Source organism: Paenibacillus naphthalenovorans, from assembly GCF_900099895.1.
In the GTDB taxonomy this organism is placed as follows: domain Bacteria; phylum Bacillota; class Bacilli; order Paenibacillales; family NBRC-103111; genus Paenibacillus_G; species Paenibacillus_G naphthalenovorans.
The window spans coordinates 196218-217906 of sequence record NZ_FNDY01000001.1 but is presented as its reverse complement, the minus strand read 5'-3'; the positions used below and the strand labels follow the sequence as shown (position 1 = coordinate 217906).

Sequence of the window (21689 nt, the reverse complement as noted above, 5' to 3'; positions counted from 1 at the left end):
CCGAATTGAGCAGGACGAATCAATGACCCGGGCCGACAAAATGCGAACTTTTTACGAAAAAACCGCCTGTGAGTAAGGTTTCCTTACCACACAGACGGCAGATAAGCGAAAAAAGTTTCATCATGGCTTAAAAAAGATTAGGGCTTTTCGATCTCGATAATTTTATCGTCCAGCACATAAATGGTCACTTCTTCATTCTCCATGAAAGCATTCGCGGCCACGGTTTGATTGCCTTTATGCAAATAAGCTTTGGCAAAGAAGCTGTATGACGTTTTGTCATTGTTGCCTGTTGGCTTCAGAATCAACTGGTTTACCGTATACATGTACGATGAAACGACGCGCTTGGAGGCAGTGGCAACATGAATCGTTATTTTATCGTTCACGTCGCGGATCACCTCCACCCGGTCATCCGGCTTCAAAGAGGTAATCGCCGCCGATGTGGTCCCATTCAGCTTGATTGTAAATTGAGACCCGAGCGGCTGCACCTGAACGTTTCCTTGGAAGTCCTGCACCGTTATGGTTCCCAGCGCGGCGTCTACAGCCGTCACCTTGCCGCGCAGTGTATTCAGAATAGTGACATTCGCCAAAGTCACACCGTTAAAGCTGGCTTTTACATACTCGTCCACCTGGATATCTTCGAAAGCGTTCGTCGATTTACCCGGATTGCTGATCTTATCGTTGCTGTCCACCACAAACGTCAGAAGCGTTCCGTTCTCGTCCTTCACACTCACCTGACGGGTAGACGGCGTGGTGTAAAGCACCTTATACACTCCAACCTTTTTCATCACGATATCTGAAATCATCGTCTGATCCCCAAGGTTGATATTAGCGCGGATCGAGTCTCCTACCTTCAGATCAGCCAGCGTGCCGTTCGTTTTGTTCTGCAGCTCCACCTTGGTGCTCGCATACGCTTTGAACGTCAGATTTTGGCCGCCTACCGTCCGGATCGTCATCTCATTGGTTGTACTGTTGATCTGTGCGACGGTACCCTCGATATACTGCGTCATTTCGACCTGAACGATTTTATCCTTGGATACCTTCAGGTCGATTTTTCTCTTATTGTTTCCATTCGAGATGAACATCGATTGGAAGTTGGACACCGGAAGCGTGGCATCTCCAATGCGAACGGCCGTGGAGTCGGTCAGCCGGAACACGCCGAATTCGCCGTTGTCGGCTTCAATCGTTAGCAGTTTCCTATCGGGGTCATAACCGACAATAGAAGCAAAAACATACTGTTTTACCGAACGGCTCGTCACAGTGACCTTGACCACTTTATCGTTGACAAGGTCCAGCTTCAGCGTATCGCCGGTTTCAATATCGTACAGGCTGGCGTTCGGCAATCCGTCGATCGATATGAGTGCATTGTCGGCAATAAAGTAAGCTCCGAGCGCGCTGCCGCCGGCTTTTTTGATCGTCATAATTTTCTTGTCGTTGCTGAGGCTTTCCAGCGTGCCTTCTACCGATTGGGTAACGTCCGCCTGCTTGCGGATCGTGATGGACACCGCCTCGTTAGACTTGATGGTGTAAGCCACCGTATCGCCGACGCGCAGCTTCGACAGGTCGGAAATCGTTCCGTCAGGCAGCGTTACCGTAGCGAGAACCGGGAAGGAATAGGTTTCCTTTTGTCCCGAGGTTTGTTCAAGGAACGTCACCTGCTTTTGTTCCAGATTAATGCTTAGTACCGTACCTTCCGCCGTTTTGTTCAGCGGAACCTGCTTCACGATGATATGGGAGATTTCATTTTCTTTCAGCAGCATGTTCCGCTTTAACTGCAGGATGCTTCCCGGTTCAATAGAGCTCAGGCTGAGCCCCCGGCCCGATGCATCCGTTATCGTTACATTGGAAGCAAGCTTATACAAAGTGCTTTGCGTCCCTTGTTGAATCGATACCATCATTTGATCCAGGAAGGTTTGGCCAAGCGTACCTTCGTACGTTTCCATCTGCTCCTGATCGTCTGTCAGCTCGACATACAAAGCTTCGCCTTGATTATGTACAACATAAACTTCATTGGTAAGCTTAATGGACGATAAAGGAATCCGGGTGTCGTCCTTCGCGTTATAGATGACCGTATTCGTTGAGATGGTGTAGCTGTCCGTCGTTCCCTGACTATTCAGCACGCTGATTTTGCGGTCGGTCAGCTCCATCACGTAACCGATGGACACCCGGTCGGAACGGGTGGTCAATTCTTTGTCCGCACGGCTGAGGAACGTGGCCATTTGAGCCCTCGTCACTTTGCCTTGCGGATGGAATCCGTTGTCTTCAAAGCCTTGAACAATCTTGAGCACAGCAGCGGCATTAATGTACCCGTTGGCCCAGTCGGACATGTCCTCGGCATCCGCGAACATAGACGACGAAGCCGCCTCCTGCCTTGCAAGATCTTCTTTTCCGATCGCCCGAATAATCAGCTTCGCCACCCATTCGCGAGTAGCGTCGCGGGATCCCCAGGCTGTCTTGGAGGACGTATCGCCGGCCTCCTCCTGCGTCAGGATCAATCCTCTGTCAAAGGCATAGGCAACATAAGGCTTGGCATAATCGCTTACCTGAACAGGCAACACCGTCTCTGCTTTATTTTCGAGCGCCTGCTTTTCCAGCCCCATCATCCGGATCGCCATCACAATGACATCCTGCTGGGACACGGAGTTTTCGGGACGGTATTCCGCTCTTTCGTAGCCTTGAATAATGCCGATGGCTGCAAGCTTCGTAATATGCTTGATCGCCCAATGCTGCGGACTCACGTCAGAGAACCGTTGAACGTTCCCTGCCGTCGAGGCCGCCGATGTTCCCGTCGTGCCGGAGCCCGTCCCCGTTTGCTCGGCAAAAGCCGAGCCGCTTACCGTAAGAGAGAGCGCCAGTACGGCAGCGGCCAGCCTGCGTGCTTGCTTTTGTTTCTTGCTCTTCATGTATCCAATAGCTCCCCTCAGTTATCTGGTAATCCACATTTCAGCATTAATTACGTTTGATCGGGTGCGGCAGATCCATATGGCCCATCAAGCTTTCCACTTGTTTGCCGTCCACCAGCACTTGAATCGATTGAACCTCCGTGAACTGAAACAGCGTGTTTTGCAGCGCAGTCAGGAGCATTTCCTCTCCTCCTGAACCCAAATGAGACTCAGGAGACATGGACAAATCGATCGTCAGCTGACCGTTTGACAATTCCACTTTATGGAACGTAAAGCCTTTAAACAATGGAAGCGTTTGGTTGTCCGGACTCGTTTCCAGCTTTTCCAGCGCCGCTTTGTACTTGTCCTGATCCTGTTTAAAGCTGATCGTCACTTCTTTTTCGACCAACTTCTCAAAATTGGCATCCGTATAATAGGCCTTTACCTTCAATTCCTTATTCTGTTCCTGATTCGGTTGAGGCGTCGCGGTCTGGGGAGGCTCATTCGTCCCCTGCTGAGAGCCCTGCTCCGTAGTTGCAGGGGGTGCTGCTGCCCCCGGGTTCTGCGCGGGCGGTTTACTCTGTCCACAGCCCGAAAGCAGCAAAGTGAAGACGGCTGCGGCTGCCAATCCTTTATGCCATTTTTGATTCATGGTCACCAACTCCTTAGTCAAGATTCAACTGCTTCTTAATGGCAGCAACGATGGATTCGGCAACCCGATTTTGGAATGCATCCTGATACATCAGAGCTTCTTCCGCAGGATTGGACAAAAAGCCGATTTCCAGGAGTACTGACGGCATCGTGGTGTTACGAATCACATAGAACCGCTCCTGTTTGACCTTCCGGTCGGTAAAACCCGTTGCTTCAACAATAGATTTGTGCATCAGATTCGCAAAATCCATGCTTTGCGGCGTCCAGTAGAACGTTTCCGTTCCTCCGACGGATTCCTTGTTAATCGTATTGGCGTGAATCGATATAAATAAATCGGCCTCGGACTCTTCCGCTTTGGCTACCCGATCCGCCAGTTCAATGAACGTATCGTCGGACCTTGTCATCACTGCTTCGATGCCAGGCTCCTTCTGAAGAAGATCGGCTACCTTATGGCCAAGAGATAGCACCAAATCTTTTTCAAATCGGTTCGTCACCGAAACCGCACCGGAATCCTTCCCGCCGTGTCCCGGATCAATGACCACCCGGTAGCGGTCTTTACCTTTGGCGAGCTTGGCGGAGATCAGACCGCCAGGCAGCACATCCGATAAGATCAATTCGGATTTTTTTTGCAAATCAATTACTATTCTAACGGTAGACGGTTCTTTTGAAAATAGAGAATAGCGAATTTTTGCCACGATATCATGCGGTTCAGTTAAAGGAACCGTACCTTCCTTGGCTTCATTGACAACCGTCGCCAAGGTCGCATCAAGCTCCGCTCCCGGGATATCCAGTACGATCCGGTCCGGTTCGGCCAGTTTGAACATCGTAGGCTTCACTTCACCGCCGGTCGTCTGAATGCACAGCATCTCGCCATCAAATGTGATCGATTGCACCTTAACCGGCGCTTTTCCATTTTTAACAGCGGGAGCGTTGGCATCGGCCGCCCCAGGCGCCAATGACCTGGTGGCGCTTTGCGGTACGGCGCATCCGGGCGAGGGAGCGTTCGCACCCGGATTAACAGGCTGCTCGCCGGCTTTTACCGGATTGCCCGAGCCGCCTGAAGAAGCTTCCTTATCCCCTGTTTTATCTTTGCTTTCTTGCGGATTTTTGCCGCCGGCAGAGTTATTATTGCCCGCAGAATTATTGCCGGCCGCTGCCGCATCATTTCCCGGCTTGCCTTGTTCTTCCTTGACTTTTCCGTCTTCTGAACCGGTCTGATCAGGTTCAGGGCTTTCTTTTTGTTTATGATACAGGAATACAGAGCGGGTTGGCTCGTCCCATGTGACTTCCACACCCAGATTCTCGCTTACAAAACGAATCGGAAGCATGGTGTTCCCTTCAATAATGGTCGGAGCTGTTTCAAGAGTATAGGATTTGCCGTCGACCGTCGCCTGCTTTTTGTCAATAAACAATTGGATGCTGGTGCCTTCTTTGGCCACCGACACCTTGCGCAATTTAGGGTCCCATGACACCTTGGAGCCGAGCGATTCCGCGATAATCCGGATCGGCACGATCGTATTATCGTTGACGATACGGGGGGCAACCTCGGGGACCAGCTGCTTGCCGTTCATGAACAATTGGATCGGCTGAGCCGCGGCCAAACCTATAACGGGCAGCAACAGGAATGACAGGAGCAACATCGTGAACCAGGCAGTGAAAACCTTCATCATGCACCTCAATTTATATTATTGGTTCTATGTAGAATGCCGAAAGATTGTGTTGCTTTCGGACGGCAATAGGAAGACGGTGGTGAAATCTACCATTATATTAGACTATGAAAAAACAAAAAAGTTGCACTTTTGGCGAAACAAGCAGAAAAACATAAAAAAACGCAAAAAACCGGAGGCCAAACGCCTCCGGTCCATCGATTGCTTCTATATTCTCTATGCAATTTGCTGGTTTATCGACCTCTGCAGCAGTTCCCTGAACTGATTGCCGGACAGCACTTCCTCCGCAATCAAGATGTCGAGCGATTCTTCAAACACTTTGCGGTGCTGCTCCAGCATGTTGCGTGTAGCTGTCATCAACTGATTCAGGATCGCCGCATTTTCCTTCATCAGCTCTTCCTTGGTTACCATGTCTCTGTCAATAATGCCAAGCCTTGTGAGTCCTGAATCCATCATGGTCCGAACCATGTTCAACGCCTGCTCGAAATCGTTGCGCGACCCCGTGCTGCGGCCGCCGTAGAACATCTCTTCTGCGACCGCACCTCCCAGCGCAATCATGATTTGATGCTCGATTTGTTCTTTGGTATACAAATACTGATCCTGCTGAGGGTTATGCCTTACAAACCCGAGCGCCTTGCCCCGCGGACTTAGCGATACTTGCGATACCGATCCCGGACGTACCAGCTCTGCTGCAATAGCATGCCCAAGCTCGTGCATGGCTACCCGCTCCCGCTCCTCTTTTGTCGACTCGCGGTCCGTTTTCTCGCCGAGCATCACTTTGTCGACCGCCAGAGACAGATGCTCCTGGCTGATCTTATCCGCGTTATCGCGCATCGCATAAATGGCCGCTTCGTTCATGACGCTCTCCAACTGGGCTCCGGAGAAGTGAAAGGTCTCTCTCGCGATCAGCTCCATATCAATATTGTCCGACAGCGGTTTATTTTTGGCATGGATGTTTAAGATATGGAGACGGCCCTTTTTATCCGGCAGATCGACTTCAATGTGCCGGTCGAAGCGTCCGGGACGAAGCAGAGCCGGATCCAGCATTTCTTTGCGGTTGGTTGCGGCCATGATGAGCACGCGCGGCGTTTCATCGGTATGAATCCCGTCCATCTCGGTCAACAGCTGGTTTAACGTCTGGTCATATTCCCGATGCTGACCGCCGTCCCGCTTGCCTCCGATCACATCGATTTCATCGATAAAGACAATGGCGCTGTTTTTGTTTTCTTTTACCGCCCGGGTTCTGGCTTCTTTAAACAGGTCCCGAATCCGGCTTGCGCCGACGCCCACATACATCTCTACAAATTCACTGCCCGACGCCGCCATAAATACCGAATTCGTATAATGCGCCGAGGCCTTGGCCATTAACGTTTTGCCCGTTCCCGGAGGTCCCGTCAACAATATGCCTTTAAGCGGACGGATGCCGAGCCGCTGAATATCCTCCGCGCGAATCAGAAAGTCGAGCGCTTCCTTCAGCTCCTCCTTTGCCCGTTCTTGACCTCCGATATCATCAAAGGTCATGTAAGCAGGCGTTCTGCTCCTTGCTTTTCGCTCGGAACCGACATTCATGCCGTTGCGCACTCGGGTCATATACACAAAGGCTCCCAGAAAGGCCGCCATAAATACGATCGGAATGATATTCACACCAAGAAATAACAAAAATGCTATAAGAACAGGTACAACGCCAATCACGATTTCTTTACCGTACTTACTCATTAGGCCACACTCCCAATTTGGCAGGCGTCCGTGGAAGCATCACATACTTGCTGTCCTTACCGTCCGTAATCGTAATGTATACGAATTTATCGTCCATTTCTGTCGTTGCTTGAATCCCTTCGCTTTTCGCCGTACGATCTTCAAGCGTTTTTGGAATTTGCGCATACTGCTTTGTTTCCATCGCCTGAGCGATCTCGAACAACGCCGACGACCACCACTGCTCCAGCCGTTCGGACGGTGGATTGACCACTTTGAGTTTCAACTCTTTGCTGCCGAGCGTCGAACGCCCTTCGTTCTGAACCCGGTGGTACACTTCCCGGAGACTTGTCCCCGGTGCGACCGAAAGCTCCAATTGTGCTTCGTTACCCGATAATTTTATAGATTCAAGTTCAACGCCGGGAATAGCCGACACGACTTTTTCAAGAGGGCTTTCCATAGCGTAACTTTGATATGCAAAATATCCGCCGAATAATAAGGAGGCTGAAACCAGAACACTCAATACAACAGGTAAAAGACGAAGTTTCATGAATCAACGTCCTCCTTTCGTAAATAGTATATCATAATAGCCATACTCGAAGTATATCATATGATATATACTGATGGCGATGCAATGTGTGGAAAATACGTAAATGCTCTGTAAGAAAGCCAAAACACAAGGCCGCGAAAGGCATTGCTTCTTCAGCTTGCTCTCCCGCGGCCTGTATAACATCGCCTGCCGTTACTGTATGGATAACCTCCATGTATCCCGATGCAGTCCGTCTTTAAATGTATAAAAATCGTAAAAATATTGATCCCGCGAAGCGTTTTCCGGTTTCAGCTTGTAGAAAACTTCCCATACCGGCTGCCCGTCTTGAACGCCGAGCATCACTCTGAGCACATCCGCCTGAGGATGCTTGGTCTTCACCAACGCTTCGGCCTGTTCCGCACTCAAACCGGCCGATCCCATTTCGGTTCGAATTTCATCTTCAGCCACACACACATAAACCGGCTGTCCGATTTTATCTTCCCCATAGATGACGGTATATGTTTTGTCGCCAACAAATCGTTCCACTTTGTTTGCCTTTGCCAATATGGTCTTCTCATATGCTGTTTGAACCGCCATTCGCTGAATGCCCCATTCACGTTCCGTCACCGCGCGAAAGGCTATGATCATTCCAATGCATAGGACTGCCGCCGCAAACACCGCAATTGCGGCGATCTTCCAGCTTTTGCTCACCGACGACTCTCCTCCTCTTTATTCCGTCCCCGTCAACCGGCAGTTAGCCGCTCAAAACATTGCTGCGCTTCAAATTTTATTTTTTCTTCATCCAATGTCAAGCACTCATTATTTCTGATAATCCATCGGCCGTCGATGCACACGTCGGTAACATCCCGGGAACTCGCCGCATAAACGACATGAGAAATCACATTCGTCCGAGGATAATAGTGAGGCTGCTGCATATCCAGCGCAATGAAATCCGCCTTCATTCCGGCCTTAAGCGCCCCTACATCCCCAAGCCATATCGATTGGGCGCCGTACAGCGTCCCGAGCTTTAATGCGTCCCAAGCCGGAACAGCTACGGGATCCCCTGACACACCCTTATGAATCAAGGCGGCTAAGCGAATTTCCTCCAGCATATCCAGGTTGTTATTGCTTGCCGCTCCGTCCGTCCCCAGCGAAACAATAACACCGGCCTTCAGCAGCTCAGGCACACGGGCTACTCCGCTCGCCAGCTTCAAATTGCTCCCCGGATTATGAGATACGCGCACGTCATGGTTTTTCAGGACGGCGATTTCCTCGTCTGTCAGGTGTACCGCATGCGCGACAAGCGTCGGCCTGGAGAATACCCCCAGCTTCTCCAAATGAGCCACGGGTCTTGCCCCGTACTGATTTATATTTTCTTCCACTTCTCTTGCCGTTTCCGACATATGGATATGGATCGGAAGATTCAAGTCGTGCGCGGCCTGTACAATTCTTTCAATATAATCTGGAGGGCATGTATAAGGAGCATGCGGCGACATCATGGTCGTAATCCGACCGCCGGCTTGTCCGTGCCACGATTTGGCGAATTGGATCGCTTCCTCCAGCTTGGCATCCTGCTCCTCACGGGAGCACAAACCGATTACGCCGCGGGTCAGACAAGCACGTATACCGCTTTCCTCCGCAACCTCCGCCACTTCGTTCATGTGGTCGTACATGTCAACGAATGTTGTCGTTCCGCCCTTCAGCATTTCCAAAACCGAAAGCTTGGTCCCTGTCCGTACATCGTGCGCGGTAAATTTTCCTTCCATAGGCCACATTTTCTCCTGCAGCCATACCTGCAAGGCCAAATCGTCCCCATAGCCGCGCAAGAGCGACATGGCGGCGTGACCATGCGTATTGACCAATCCGGGCATATACAGCTTCCCGTTTCCATCGATCCGCTCATCGAATGTCGCCTCTGGCGAGGGAGCCTGCTCTCCTATATATGTAATCCGATTACCTTCCATTGTCATATATCCGTTAATGACAGGTGTTTTCTCATTCATCGTAATAAAAGTGCCGTTCTCAATGATTGTTTTTTTCATTAGACCCTTCCTTTCCCCTGCAAATTACAAGTCCGTTTCCAATGTACAACTTCAGCGCGGCAAAATCAAGGAGTCTAGTACTTATAACCACTTTTACCATTACATATCAGAAACAAATTTTTCATATCCTAACTCAAGAAATCTTCATTGCTTTCCATCAGCCGATTGTGTTATTTTTAATTTTGTGAAAAAATTGACGGCACGTTTCTACATATTTTTTATCTTCGCGATGTGATCTTCATTAATTTTTAACAATTTCGGGAGGCCAAAGCTATGCTTTTCACTAAAAAAAATGATACGGATTTTCTTCTCCTGCTGATTAACGCATCGGAGAACACGCTGCAAGCGGCACAAATGTTTCGCAATGCCGTCATGGGAGATCAGCCTCCGGCTGCCTTCTACCCGCAGTTGAAAGAACTGGAGAACAAAGGCGACCAAATCACGCATCAAATTTTCAAAGGGCTTAACAAAGTGTTTATCACACCTATAGATCGCGAAGATATCATGGAACTGGCCGCCAAGGTTGATGACGTCCTGGACGGGATCGAAGCTACCATTGCACGATTCGATTATTTGAACATCACCGTCTCCGACAAATATATGAGAGAATTCTCGGCGGTCATCGTCGCCAGCTGCCAGCACATCCTGGATGCGTTCAAGCTGCTTTCCAAAAAGAAATATATGCAGCTCACGGAGCATACGGTTCAAATCAACAGCCTGGAAAATGAAGCCGACCGTCTGATGCGCGAAGGCATCCGTGAAATTTTCACCAATCCAACGGACCCGTACCACGATTTCAAGCTAAAAGAGCTGTACGAGCGTTTGGAACAAACGACCGACGCATGCGAAGACGTAGCCAACATTCTGGAAAGCGTTGTGCTGAGATATTCCTGAACAGCCGTTGTGCCGGCCGCTAAGGAACCCCAGCATGCTTAGGAGGACATTATGTTAACTATACTTATCATCATCGTCGCCTTGGCGTTGATCTTTGACTTTATTAACGGCTTTCACGATACGGCCAACGCTATCGCAACCTCCATATCTACAAGGGCATTGTCGCCGCGTTTTGCCGTATTTTACGCAGCGGTGCTGAACTTTATAGGTGCATTGTTTTCTTCAGAAGTTGCCAAAACCGTGGGCGGAAGCGTAGCGAATCCTGCTGCGATCGAGAACGGCATGTATGTTGTTATCGCCGCCTTACTATCAGCCATTATCTGGAACCTGCTTACGTGGTATTACGGGATTCCCTCATCGTCATCTCATACGCTTATCGGATCGCTGGCCGGAGCGGTCATCGCCGGAGGCGGGCTTAGCAGCGTCAACTGGTCGGGATTCCAACAAATCGTACTGATTCTCATTTTATCGCCTATCGTTGCATTTGGCACCGGCTTTATCATTATGTGGATTATCCGTCAACTGATATTGGCGAGCGGCAATCAATCACGCTCCAAGCTTAACCGTACTTTCCGCGGCTTTCAGATTTTATCGGCCGGGCTGCTGTCCTTTTCTCACGGGGGGAACGACGCTCAAAAGGCCATGGGGATTATCGTATTCGGATTGGTTGCTCTCGGCTACCAATCGGATTTGGAAGTTCCGCTTTGGGTGAAACTTTCCGCGGCCACCGCTATGGGGCTCGGAACTTCGATCGGCGGCTGGAAAATCATTAAAACCGTGAGCAAAAAGCTGCTGAAGATTGAACCGATCAACGGCTTTGCCTCCGACCTGAACTCATCCATCGTGATTCAAACGTCCACCCATCTCGGGATGCCGCTTTCGACGACCCATGTCATTTCGTCATCGATTATCGGTACCGGTTCAGTCCTGAGATTTCATGATGTCAAATGGGGCACAGTCACCCGGATGGTCATGACCTGGGTCATCACGATCCCGATCAGCATGGTGCTGGCCTTTCTGATTTACAAAATTATTTTCCCCTTTATATCGTAAAAAAAGACAAGCCCGGTGCAACTGGATCATTGCACCGGGCTTCCTTTTATTCCTCCAAATAATAGGCCAGACTTTGCAGATCCGTCGTGAAATCCGCATGGTGTACGCGAACCCCGCTGGGCACCTTGATAATCATCGGAGCAAAGTTGAGAATGGCTTCCACCCCTGCCTCGACAAACTGGTTGGCCACATGCTGCGCCTCCATGGCAGGAACAGTTATGATCCCGATCCGCACCTTTAGCGCTTGAATCGTATCGCAAAGCTCCTCCATCGGTTTTACCTTCAAATTGTTGATCGATTCTCCGATTTTTGTTTTTTGGGAGTCGAACACGGCCACAATTTTCATGTTATCCTTAAGATAAGCGTTATAATTGCATAACGCCCGGCCCAGATTCCCTGCACCGACCAATGCAACCGGGATCACCTTGTCGATCTTTAATATTTGCCGGATTTTTTCAATCAGATAGTTCACATCGTATCCAATGCCCTTTTTCCCGAATTCTCCGAAATAGGCCAAATCCTTGCGGATTTGAGCAGGGTTTAAATCCAGCTTTTGCCCCAGGTCCTGAGAGGATACCGTTTGTACGTTTTTCTTGCTGAGTTCATTCAGAAATCGGAGATAGATCGGAAGCCGACGAACAACCGCTTCGGATATTTTCGGAGTTTTCATTCTGCATTTTCACCCATCCACTGCTTTATTCTTGGTACCAACTGATTCGAATTCATGTGCTCGATCTTCGGGCCTGGCAGCGAATATAAGAAATACTTGCCATAGTTCGTATCGATAACGCGAGTGTCGTATATAATCACAATTCCTTTATCCGAAGCCGTTCGCACCAGACGTCCGAAGCCTTGCTTGAAGCGAATGACCGCCTGGGGTACGGACAGCTTCATAAAAGGATTCTGGTTCTTTTGCTTCAGCTTTTCCGTCTTCGCTTCAACAAGCGGATGATTCGGAGGCTGAAACGGAAGCCTCACAATCGCCAGACAGCTGAGCGCATCGCCGGGAATGTCCACACCTTCCCAAAAGCTGCTCGTCCCAAGCAGCACACTGGCTGGGTTGCTTTGAAATAACCGGGTCAGCTTGCTTCGGTTGCTGCTGTCTACGCCTTGACCAAGTACGGTCACTCCGAATGAAGAGAGCATGTCCTTCAATCCCGCATGAGCGGCCTTGAGCATCCGGTTGGATGTAAACAATACCAGCATCCGGCCGCGCGTTTCGAGCGCCACTTCCGCCAGCGACGGCACCAGCTTGTCCAGAAATTCCTTCTCGCCGCTGGCTCCCCGCAGCGTCGGAAAATCCCGGGGTATGGCGACCAGCGCCTGCTTGCGGTAATTGAAGGGCGATGGCAGCTGAACGGTTTTGAGCTTACCGTCCGGATCCCCGTAAGCCAGCCCCAGCTGCTCGCAGGTGTAATCAAACGATTTGCCGACCGAAAGCGTAGCTGAAGTCATAATCACGCTGTCCTTCACTCCGAAAAAGGTTTGACGCAGCATTTCGCTGACATCTACCGGCACACAGAAGAGCTGAAGCGAACGGTTCTTATTGTACATGCCGCCTTCGAGCCAGTAGACATAATTGTCATCGGGCATCGTCATAAAAAAATGCAGCGCATCCCGATGCCTGTACAGCTCCTTCACGGTTCCGGTCAAATCGGTGATCGAGCTTTGCACATCGTATTCGTCCTGAACCTCTTTGATTTCCATGATCATCCGGTCAAGCCGGTGCAATGCTTCATTGAAATGAAGCTGCATGTTCTCCTCTAAGATCAGCAGCTTGTCCCAGCCGGCGGGCAGCTTGTCCTTCTTCACCCGGTACACGAACGAGCTGCCCTCCGTTTGGCTGCCATCCCCCCCGGAAACAAGCAGTTGATAGAGCAGTTCGGTCAGCTGATCCCATTCCTCTTTTAGCTGCACAAGCTTCTCCACGGCCTGATCGATCATTGCGCACCAGCCTTGCGACCGTTCTTCCTCAAATTTCTGCAGCCGCAAGCGCAAGGAGGACAACTGGCCGGACCGGGAATCTTTATATAACCAATGCAGCGTATTCATCAAGCCATAGTAGTGCAGGTCAATGCCCAAATGCTTGCCGGCCACTTCTTCAAAATGATGCGCCTCATCGATCACCAAATGTTTATATGCGGGCAGCAGCCGGTTTTCCGCTTTCGTATCCGTGAACAGCATCGAATGGTTTGTAATGATGACATCCGCCGTATTGGCGTCATGCCGGGCACGATGGTAAAAGCATTTTTTAAACCAGGGACATGCACGGTTCAAGCATGAATCCGCATCGCTTGCCACCGTATGCCAGAACTGTTGGCCTTTGTTTCCAAAATGAAGCTCCTCTTCATCTCCGCGCGCTGTCTCCCCAAGCCAAACCAGCATTTGACCTGCGGTGATCCGGTCGTCCCATCCGTGTTCAAAATCAAGCGAGTTCAGTTTTTGTTCGAATTTGCGCAAGCACAAATAATGGCTTCGGCCTTTGAAAACGGCCGCTTTGAAATGAACCGGAAATAAGCTTTCGAGCAACGGCAGATCCCGTTCCCGCAGCTGCTCTTGAAGGTTGATCGTGTGGGTGCTTATCAGTATTTTTTTGTCCTGCTTTAAACCGTAATATAGCGAAGGAATCAAATAGCCGAGCGATTTTCCGGTTCCCGTTCCCGCTTCAATAATAAGATGCTTGCCCTGCTCGAAAGCCGATTCCACTTCTCTCAGCATCGTAACTTGAGCTTCCCGGTCCTCATAGGCGTCAAAACGCTGCTTTAGGACCTGCTTCAGCTGATGGTAGAACGAATCAAAGTCTTCCGGCAGTTCGCCCGCCATTTTCTCATCATTTTCTGGCTCCTCCGCCCCCCAATCATTCACATTCAAGGCAAACTGGCGGAAATAGCGGTCCGAGTCCGTATCCAGCGGATTATGCAGTTCCTTATGCTGTCTCATTTCCCGAATAAACCAGCCAAAATCGTTAGCGGAGTCCTCGTAGAGCAATTCTAATCTCTGAAGTGTAAGCAGAGGAAGCGATTGAAAGCGTTCCATGCACTGAAGCCAGATGAGCGCCGTAGCTTCGGCATCGCTGTCGGCTTGATGCGGCCTGTCGTGCTTGATCCCGAAGGCATGACTGACCATGGATAGCTGCAGACTGGACAGGCCGGGATAAAGAATTCGAAGAGCATCTATCGTATCCAGCACTCTGCCGTCGAATGCAAAATATCCGCTTTCATCCAAAGCCCGCTGCAGAAACGCCAGGTCAAAAGGCGTATTGTGTCCCACCAGCACAGCATCCTGCAGCAGCGGCACCATCTCCGCGATCACACTTTCAATGTCCGGTGAATTCTTCACCATCTCGTCATCAATACCCGTTAGCGAGGTAATAGAAGAAGGTATACTCATGCCCGGGTTGACGAGTGAAGTATACCTGTCCGTAATTTCATAATCGTTTATAATAAAGAGCCCGACTTGGATAATTCGATCCGAAGCCGTGCTCCCGGTCGTTTCAAAATCCAAAACCGCAAATTTCATTGGTAGCTAGTCAATCCCTTCGTTCCCACTATTTCTATAGGATAACAAGATTACGGGCAAAAGGGAATAGCAAACTTAACCTGCCGTTTAAGAAGGTACCCGCGAGTTGGAAAAAGCAAATTCCAGCCCGCCCTTTTTCTCGCAACACACGCCCGAATCCAGCAGCGGTTGAACGCTGGCGGGATAAGTACGATAAGCCATATTGAAAAATTCGCAGGCCTTCTCCATATTGCGCTGCTCGGCTTGGATGCACCCCAATACATTATAAGAGATGGCCTTTATCTGTATATTTTCCGTGAGCTGTGTCAAAAAATGAAAGTGCGCATAGCTTTCATTCGTTTCTCCTTTGCGAAGATAAGACATCGCAAGATAGATACGCGCCAGGGTAAAGTCCGGTTGGTGTTTGACCAGCTTATCGAATTCTTGAATCGCATCATCAAACATGTGGAGCTTATAATAGCCCTGGCCGCGAATAAACCAATCCGTTCGTTTACCGGAAAGTTCCGGATCAAGCGGGTCAGCCGTTCCAAAAGAAACCCCCGGAACACTCATGAGCTTGCCCAGCTTTTCTTCGAAAAGCATCCATTCCTCAATGCAATTGTCGCTCATCGCCTTTAGCGCCCGCAGCTTTTCCTGCAATTGTTTACGTTTGTTGCCTGTAGAGGACGGGTATTCCGATATCACGTCATCGAGCATTTCGTTCATGGAAGCAAAAAGATGTTTAAACATTTCTCTAAGCACCCACCTTTACGCTTCTCGCTGACCATAGTCAGGGCTTATTGATCCCTGCCTCGGCCCTCGACTTATTGTATCTTCATTGTTTGTCTCCCCGCCCTGTTTCATTCTCTCTACAGTACTGTGGAATGAATTTCTTCTTTCAGCACACTGATGACTTTATTCTGATCGCCCATGATCGCAATACGGGGAGTATGCGATCTCGCTTCCTCGTCGGACAGCATTACGTAAGATAAAATGATGACCGTATCTCCCGGATGGACCAGTCTGGCCGCCGCTCCGTTCAAACAGATGACGCCGGAGCCGCGGGGTCCCGGAATGATATACGTTTCGAAGCGCGCACCGTTATTGTTGTTGACGATTTGCACTTTTTCGTTCGGCAGCATATCGACGATATCGAGCAAATCCTGATCGATCGTAATGCTGCCGACATAGTTCAGGTTTGCTTCCGTTACGGTTGCACGGTGAATTTTGGATTTCAGCATGGTGCGAAACACGGCTTCCGCCTCCTGTACATATATGTTCTTACGCCCTCAGGTGAAACAAACGGTTATCGATCAGACGGGTGCTCCCGAATTTTACGGCCAAGGCCACAATGATTCGATCGGCCTCCGACAAAGCGCGGATCGGTTCCAATGCCGGATAGCTCAACACTTCCGCATAATCTATCTCGGCGAGCGGAGCCGTGCGAATGGTTGCGGTCACGGCTTCACGCAGCTCGTCAGCCGAGAGTCCGTCGCGCTTGTCCCGGATCATCCGCTCCGCGGTATCGAGCGCCTGAGACAAGACGACAGCCTGACGCCGCTGCTCCGCAGTTAAGTATACGTTGCGCGAGCTCATGGCCAGTCCATCGCTTTCCCGAACCGTAGGACAGGGTACGATCGTGACAGGGATATTCAGGTCATAAACCATCTGTTCAATGACAGCCACCTGCTGTGCGTCCTTCATTCCGAAATAAGCGTAATCCGGCTGCACGATATTCAACAGCTTGGTCACGACCGTCGCAACCCCGTCAAAGTGCCCGGGACGTGAAGCTCCGCACAGCCGCTGCGTTATTCCGGAGACAGAAACGATCGTTTTGGTGGGAGCAGGATACATCTCCTCTACTTGCGGGAAAAAGACAATATCGGTTCCGGCGGCACGCGCGATAGCCATATCCCGTTCTTCATCCCTCGGATACCGGCTGAAATCCTCATTCGGTCCGAACTGAATGGGATTAACGAAAATGCTGAGCACAACGACATCGCACTCCCGCCGCGCGGTGTCAAGCAGCGATTGATGGCCTTGATGAAGATATCCCATCGTGGGTACAAATCCGATTCGAGCCTCCGGCCGATTCCATCGGGTCTGACGGATGAATTGCCTAAGCTCCTGTATATGCTTTACGGTATGCATAAGTCCCTTTTCTCCGATCTTTTAACTTCTGGGGGAAGCAGCGCTTCCGTACAAGCTTGCCGCAAATTCTTCTTCCATACGGAACGTATGCTCTTGAGCCGGGAAGCGGCGTCCTTTCACTTCATCGACATATTGGCGGATGCCGCTGCGGATCAATTCGCCTATCGACGCGTACTGCTTGACAAAACGTTTCGGATGCAGCTCTCCTCCATACCCGAGCAAATCGTGAAATACTAGGACTTGGCCATCACAGGAAGCGCCTGCCCCAATGCCTATCGTAGGGATGGAAAGCTGTTCGGTGACATGTGCCGCAAGCTGATCGGTGACCAGCTCCAGCACAATCGCAAAGGCTCCGGCCTCCTCCAATGCCTTCGCATCATCCATTAACTTTTGTGCAGCCGCGGGGGTTTTCCCCTGGATCTTATAGCCTCCGATTTGATGGATGGATTGGGGAGTCAGACCGATGTGTCCCATAACGGGAATCCCCGCTTGCACCAAGGCTTTCACGGCTGGCACGATTTCCGTGCCGCCTTCCATTTTTACCGCTTTGCTGTGCCCCTCCTGCATTAGCCTGGCCGCGTTCTTCAACGTTTCATCGATACTTCCGTGATAGGTCATAAAAGGCAAATCCGTTACGACAAAGGTCGTCTTCACCGCTCGCGTCACCGCTTTGGAATGATAAATCATGTCATTCAGCGTAACCGGAATGGTCGAATCATAACCAAGCACCACATTGCCCAGCGAATCTCCCACCAGTATCATATCGATGCCTGCCTGCTCCGCCAGCATGGCGGATGGATAATCGTAGGCCGTCATCATGCTGATCGGAACCCGGTCCTGCTTCATTTTTTGCAGTTTCGCCGTCGTTATCGGTTTACGTGTTTCCATAAAGCACCTCCGTCCACCTTTTTGTTCATAGTATTTCAAAGAACGGCCGGATTGTTGCAAAAGCAAAAAACCTTTTAGCCGGGAAAGCAGAGGCTAAAAGGTCACATGTTCTGTGTCATATGATCCTTCTGTCTCGGTCCGGTTAGGCTCAGAGCAGAATCCGACATATAGCATAAAGCAGCTTTTCAGTTGGGAAAACACAAAACGCAGGAGTGCAATTCCGGCCGGATACTGCCTCCGTGTGTTGATTATACCAATCATTACATGAAAAGTCACCTGAATTCGACATCGCCTGAATACATTTTCCTGATCGTCCCGTCCTGCAGTCTGATCGCAAGTGCCCCCAGCTCGTCAATCCCCTCAGCGTACCCGTCGACAAGGCCTTGTGCGGTTTGGCAGCGAATCGGCTTATGAAGCGATACTGACAGTGCCTCCCAAAGAAGCTTTATAGGGGCAAATCCCTGCTCATGGTACAGGGCATACAACTGCTCCCATTCCAGCAAAAAGCGGCAAAGCAGCTCCACTCTGTCAATCCGGTATCCGGCCTCGATAAAGAGCGATGTAGCCACATTACGCAGCTCGGGGGGATAATCGTCCGGTTCCAGGTTGACCCCGATGCCTACACCGGCAATAATATGCTGAAGCGTCTCATTCTCCGCGCTGGATTCGAGCAAAATCCCGGCCGCTTTTCGTCCGCCGATCAGCAAGTCATTGGGCCATTTGATGCCGGCCTCCACAGGGACTATAGCGCGGATGGCACGGCATAAGGCAACGGAAACCAGAAGCGTGAGCTGAGGAGTGAACGATAAGGGGATATGCTTCGGCCTCAGGATCATGCTCATCCAAAGACCTTTGCCCTTCGGAGAGTGCCACTGTCTGCCCATCCGGCCCCGGCCCGCCGTTTGGCGCTCAGCCAGAACAAGCGTTCCTTCAGGGGCCCCTTCCGCTACCAGCGATAAAGCAACCGTTTGGGTGGAATCCACTTCATCGTAATATTTGACATGCTTTCCGAAGCGCTCCGTTTGCAGCTTGCCGATAAAAGCAGGCAGATCGAATATGTCGGGCTTCGCAAGCAAACGGTACCCCTTGCGCGGTGCAGCCTCAAAGCGATACCCCTGCTGCCTCAGTCTTTCGATTTGTTTCCATACGGCGGTCCGGCTGATTTGCAATCGTTCGCTAAGCTCTTCCCCCGACAGAAAAGCTCCATTCGACTGCTCGAACAGCTCCAGTAGTCGATCGGTCATAGGGTCCCCTTCTTCTGCATCGTGACATATTCCCGCTCCGCCGTCTGAAGCAGCGCCTCCGTTTCATTCGGAAGCTCTCCAAGGGCGACTAGCTCCAGCAAACGGTTCAGCAGCTTGCCGGTCCATGGTCCGGATTTCGCCTTCAGGCGCTCAAGTACAGCTTGTCCCGTAACGGATAATTCCGATAACTCTCCTGCAGGCATCGTCTGAAGCCAACCGTGTCCGTGATCGCACCACCGCGTAACCGCCCCGGCGGCCAGCGGACTGCTGCACCTCGCTGCAAACCATAATGCATCAGCAGCCATCAATTCCCGGATGCCTCGAAGCGTTTCACGGCCATACTGTAAAGCGGTACGCAGCCACAGCCGTCTGTACTCTTCCTCTTCAGCAGAAGAGCGGTCCAGCCGCTCAAGCCCGTGTGCCAGCATATCCGCAGCCGCCGCGGTCCGCTTGATCTCCTCCATCATTTGCTTGGAAAAGGTCAAGGTTTTCATATCTTCTGCAGCTTCAGCAGGAGAGACGCCTGCACGGAGATAAAGGTAGGCCCACCGGAGCTCATCACGGGCAATCCGTTTTAAATCGGTGATGCTGTCGGGCCTTATGGCTGCCGCAAGCTTTAGCTCCCGTTTTACATGCTCCAGGGCCCGTGACCGAGAGAGCAGCTCGAGCGCCCGATTCGGATCGTTTCCTGCCAGCATCCGCTCCAGCTCCAAACGCACGCGCTCCATGGCAATGTGCCGCAGAAGAGGCATGCAGGCGATCAGCGCCTCCCAGGTCGGTCCGTCCACCTGCAGGTTATACTCCGCGGCAAAACGAATGCACCGCAGCATGCGAAGCGCATCCTCCCGAAATCTTTCTTCCGCTTCTCCGACACAGCGAAGCACGCCTCGCTGCAAATCGGCTCTGCCGCCAAAAGGATCGATCAGCCGGCCTTCGCGGTCGATAGCCATGGCATTCATGGTGAAATCCCGCCTTTTTAAATCCTCCAGCAAGCTGTCGATGTATTCCACTTCGCTGGGGCGACGGAACGCTTCATAGTCAGCCTCCTTGCGGAAGGTCGTGACTTCAAAAGGCCTTTTGCCGATTATGACGGTGACGGTCCCGTGCTGCAATCCTGTCGGTACGGTCCGCTCGAACAGCGCTATAACCTGCTCGGGTCTGGCCGATGTAGCAATATCATAATCTTTGACAGGACGGCCAAGCTGTTCGTCTCTGACACAGCCGCCTACCAGGCAGGCTTCAAATCCCTTGTCCGTCAGCCGGTGAACAATGGTCATCGCTTTTTCTCTTAACGATTCGGTCATCATTTCCGTTTTCCTTTTCAACATTGCAGAGGTTTTGCGCTCAAAGCCTCAGGTACAGGGCGTTCGAGCACCCGATAATAAAGTTCTTCGTACTGGCGTGTAATCAAGTCGTTACAGAAGGTATATCTCGCACGATACAAACAAGCCTCTCTCATGCGCTGATACATTTCGTTGTTCGTCAGCAGCATACGTGCATAAGAAGCCATCTGCTCCACATCGCCAATGTCCGCCAAATATCCGGTTTCCTCGTGTGTGATGAGCTCGGGGATGCCGCCGGCATTCGATGCGATGGTCGGCACTCCACAGGCCATGGCCTCCAGCGCCACCAGGCCGAAGCTTTCCTTTTCCGAGGGAAGCAGCATAAGATCGGCAAGCGACAGAAGCTGCGCCACATCATCCTGTTTGCCGCAAAATGTGACGCGTTCCTGGAGACCGAACTCCTTCACCTTGCACAGTACTTTGGAAAGCTCAGGCCCTTCGCCGACAAACAGCAATCTGGCCGGTATGTCCCGGTGAACCCGTTCGAATATGTCCACCACATCCATCACCCGTTTTACCGGTCGGAAGTTGGAGATATGGATCAATATTTTTTCATCCGGGTGGGCGAATTCCTTGCGAAGCGCCGTAACCTCCCGCGGATAATACACCCGTTTGTCTACGAAGTTGTAGGCCAGATCAATCGGCTTCTCAATCCCGAGCAGCTGGCGCGTTTCCCGGATTAAATCCTGGGAAACCGCCGTCACCGCATCGCTTTGGTTGATCGCATACCGGATCAAATCACTGAGAGACTCGTCCTCGGCGAGCACGGTAATATCGGTCCCATGCAGCGTCGTGACCACCTTGAGGTGAGAACCCACCATCTGCTTTGCGAGCAGCGCACAGACGGCATGAGGGATCGCATAATGCACATGGAGCAAATCCAGCTCCTCCTGCTTTGCCACCTGCGCCAATTTGCTCGCGAGCGAAAGATCGTAAGGCGGATATTTGAATACATAATAGTCGTTGACTTCCACTTCATGATAAAAAATATTTTTATGGAATTTTCCCAGCCTGAACGGCATGCTGTGGGTTATAAAATGAACCTGGTGCCCTTTCTCCGCAAGCAGCTTTCCGAGTTCTGTGGCTACGACTCCTGAACCGCCCAACGTAGGATAGCACGTAATTCCGATTTTCAACCGTTCCATCCTGCGCGCCTCC

18 protein-coding genes are annotated in these 21689 nt (G+C 51.0%); 2 read left to right on the top strand and 16 right to left on the bottom strand.

Features of this window, described 5'->3' with window-relative positions; genetic code table 11:
- Window positions 1-137: 137 nt before the first annotated feature.
- The 7 genes from BLT35_RS01185 to BLT35_RS01155 all read right to left on the bottom strand — a co-directional run bounded on the left by BLT35_RS01185 (window position 138) and on the right by BLT35_RS01155 (window position 9460).
- Window positions 138-2900: an S-layer homology domain-containing protein gene (locus BLT35_RS01185; RefSeq protein ID WP_074726822.1), complete on the bottom strand. Its 2763-nt coding sequence runs from the start codon at window positions 2898-2900 to the stop codon at window positions 138-140.
- A gap of 46 nt (window positions 2901-2946) precedes the next feature.
- Window positions 2947-3531 carry a GerMN domain-containing protein gene (locus BLT35_RS01180; protein ID WP_054818309.1) on the bottom strand — a complete coding sequence of 195 codons (585 nt, stop codon included), beginning with the start codon at window positions 3529-3531 and terminating at the stop codon, window positions 2947-2949.
- A gap of 13 nt (window positions 3532-3544) precedes the next feature.
- Window positions 3545-5170, bottom strand: coding sequence for an N-acetylmuramoyl-L-alanine amidase family protein (locus tag BLT35_RS01175; RefSeq protein WP_254777484.1), 1626 nt, complete (start codon window positions 5168-5170; stop codon window positions 3545-3547).
- Window positions 5171-5413: 243 nt separating this feature from the next.
- Complete coding sequence (locus tag BLT35_RS01170; RefSeq protein ID WP_062408830.1) at window positions 5414-6913, bottom strand: AAA family ATPase; 1500 nt, start codon at window positions 6911-6913, stop codon at window positions 5414-5416.
- On the bottom strand, window positions 6906-7439 hold the full coding sequence (locus BLT35_RS01165) for a hypothetical protein (RefSeq protein WP_062408831.1): 534 nt from the start codon (window positions 7437-7439) through the stop codon (window positions 6906-6908). Before BLT35_RS01165 ends, BLT35_RS01170 begins: the two co-directional genes overlap by 8 nt.
- A gap of 192 nt (window positions 7440-7631) precedes the next feature.
- Window positions 7632-8129: a cell wall elongation regulator TseB-like domain-containing protein gene (locus BLT35_RS01160; protein WP_074726820.1), complete on the bottom strand. Its 498-nt coding sequence runs from the start codon at window positions 8127-8129 to the stop codon at window positions 7632-7634.
- Between the two features lie 32 nt (window positions 8130-8161).
- Window positions 8162-9460: an amidohydrolase gene (locus BLT35_RS01155; RefSeq protein WP_062408833.1), complete on the bottom strand. Its 1299-nt coding sequence runs from the start codon at window positions 9458-9460 to the stop codon at window positions 8162-8164.
- A 273-nt stretch (window positions 9461-9733) separates the two neighbouring features.
- Between BLT35_RS01155 and BLT35_RS01150 the strand changes: the two genes are divergently transcribed.
- Both BLT35_RS01150 and BLT35_RS01145 read left to right on the top strand, forming a co-directional pair.
- Window positions 9734-10354, top strand: a complete 621-nt coding sequence (locus BLT35_RS01150) for a DUF47 domain-containing protein (RefSeq protein ID WP_054818307.1) — start codon at window positions 9734-9736, stop codon at window positions 10352-10354.
- 51 nt (window positions 10355-10405) lie between these two features.
- The gene (locus tag BLT35_RS01145; RefSeq protein ID WP_054818306.1) at window positions 10406-11407 is read left to right on the top strand and encodes an inorganic phosphate transporter; all 1002 of its coding nucleotides are present in this window, start codon (window positions 10406-10408) and stop codon (window positions 11405-11407) included.
- A gap of 46 nt (window positions 11408-11453) precedes the next feature.
- Here BLT35_RS01145 and BLT35_RS01140 read toward each other — a convergent pair whose 3' ends face one another.
- The 9 genes from BLT35_RS01140 to bshA form a co-directional block, all read right to left on the bottom strand.
- A complete protein-coding gene (locus BLT35_RS01140) occupies window positions 11454-12077 on the bottom strand; it encodes a redox-sensing transcriptional repressor Rex (protein ID WP_062408834.1) in 624 nt (207 codons plus the stop codon).
- Window positions 12074-14926 carry an ATP-dependent DNA helicase DinG gene (gene dinG, locus BLT35_RS01135; RefSeq protein ID WP_074726819.1) on the bottom strand — a complete coding sequence of 951 codons (2853 nt, stop codon included), beginning with the start codon at window positions 14924-14926 and terminating at the stop codon, window positions 12074-12076. Before dinG ends, BLT35_RS01140 begins: the two co-directional genes overlap by 4 nt.
- An 87-nt stretch (window positions 14927-15013) precedes the next feature.
- Window positions 15014-15655: a tetratricopeptide repeat protein gene (locus BLT35_RS01130; RefSeq protein WP_054818305.1), complete on the bottom strand. Its 642-nt coding sequence runs from the start codon at window positions 15653-15655 to the stop codon at window positions 15014-15016.
- Window positions 15656-15774: 119 nt separating this feature from the next.
- The gene (panD, locus tag BLT35_RS01125) at window positions 15775-16158 is read right to left on the bottom strand and encodes an aspartate 1-decarboxylase (RefSeq protein ID WP_054818304.1); all 384 of its coding nucleotides are present in this window, start codon (window positions 16156-16158) and stop codon (window positions 15775-15777) included.
- Window positions 16159-16186: 28 nt separating this feature from the next.
- Window positions 16187-17056, bottom strand: coding sequence for a pantoate--beta-alanine ligase (gene panC / locus BLT35_RS01120; protein ID WP_062408836.1), 870 nt, complete (start codon window positions 17054-17056; stop codon window positions 16187-16189).
- 21 nt (window positions 17057-17077) lie between these two features.
- Window positions 17078-17944 carry a 3-methyl-2-oxobutanoate hydroxymethyltransferase gene (gene panB, locus BLT35_RS01115; protein WP_074726818.1) on the bottom strand — a complete coding sequence of 289 codons (867 nt, stop codon included), beginning with the start codon at window positions 17942-17944 and terminating at the stop codon, window positions 17078-17080.
- Between the two features lie 272 nt (window positions 17945-18216).
- Window positions 18217-19188 (bottom strand): biotin--[acetyl-CoA-carboxylase] ligase, encoded by a 972-nt coding sequence (locus tag BLT35_RS01110; protein ID WP_062408838.1) that lies wholly within the window; start codon window positions 19186-19188, stop codon window positions 18217-18219.
- Entirely contained in the window at window positions 19185-20516 is a 1332-nt protein-coding gene (locus tag BLT35_RS01105; RefSeq protein WP_254777483.1) for a CCA tRNA nucleotidyltransferase, read from the bottom strand. The genes BLT35_RS01110 and BLT35_RS01105 overlap by 4 nt, the downstream gene beginning before the upstream one ends.
- Window positions 20510-21676, bottom strand: a complete 1167-nt coding sequence (gene bshA, locus BLT35_RS01100) for an N-acetyl-alpha-D-glucosaminyl L-malate synthase BshA (protein ID WP_062408839.1) — start codon at window positions 21674-21676, stop codon at window positions 20510-20512. The genes BLT35_RS01105 and bshA overlap by 7 nt, the downstream gene beginning before the upstream one ends.
- Between the last annotated feature and the right edge of the window lie 13 nt (window positions 21677-21689).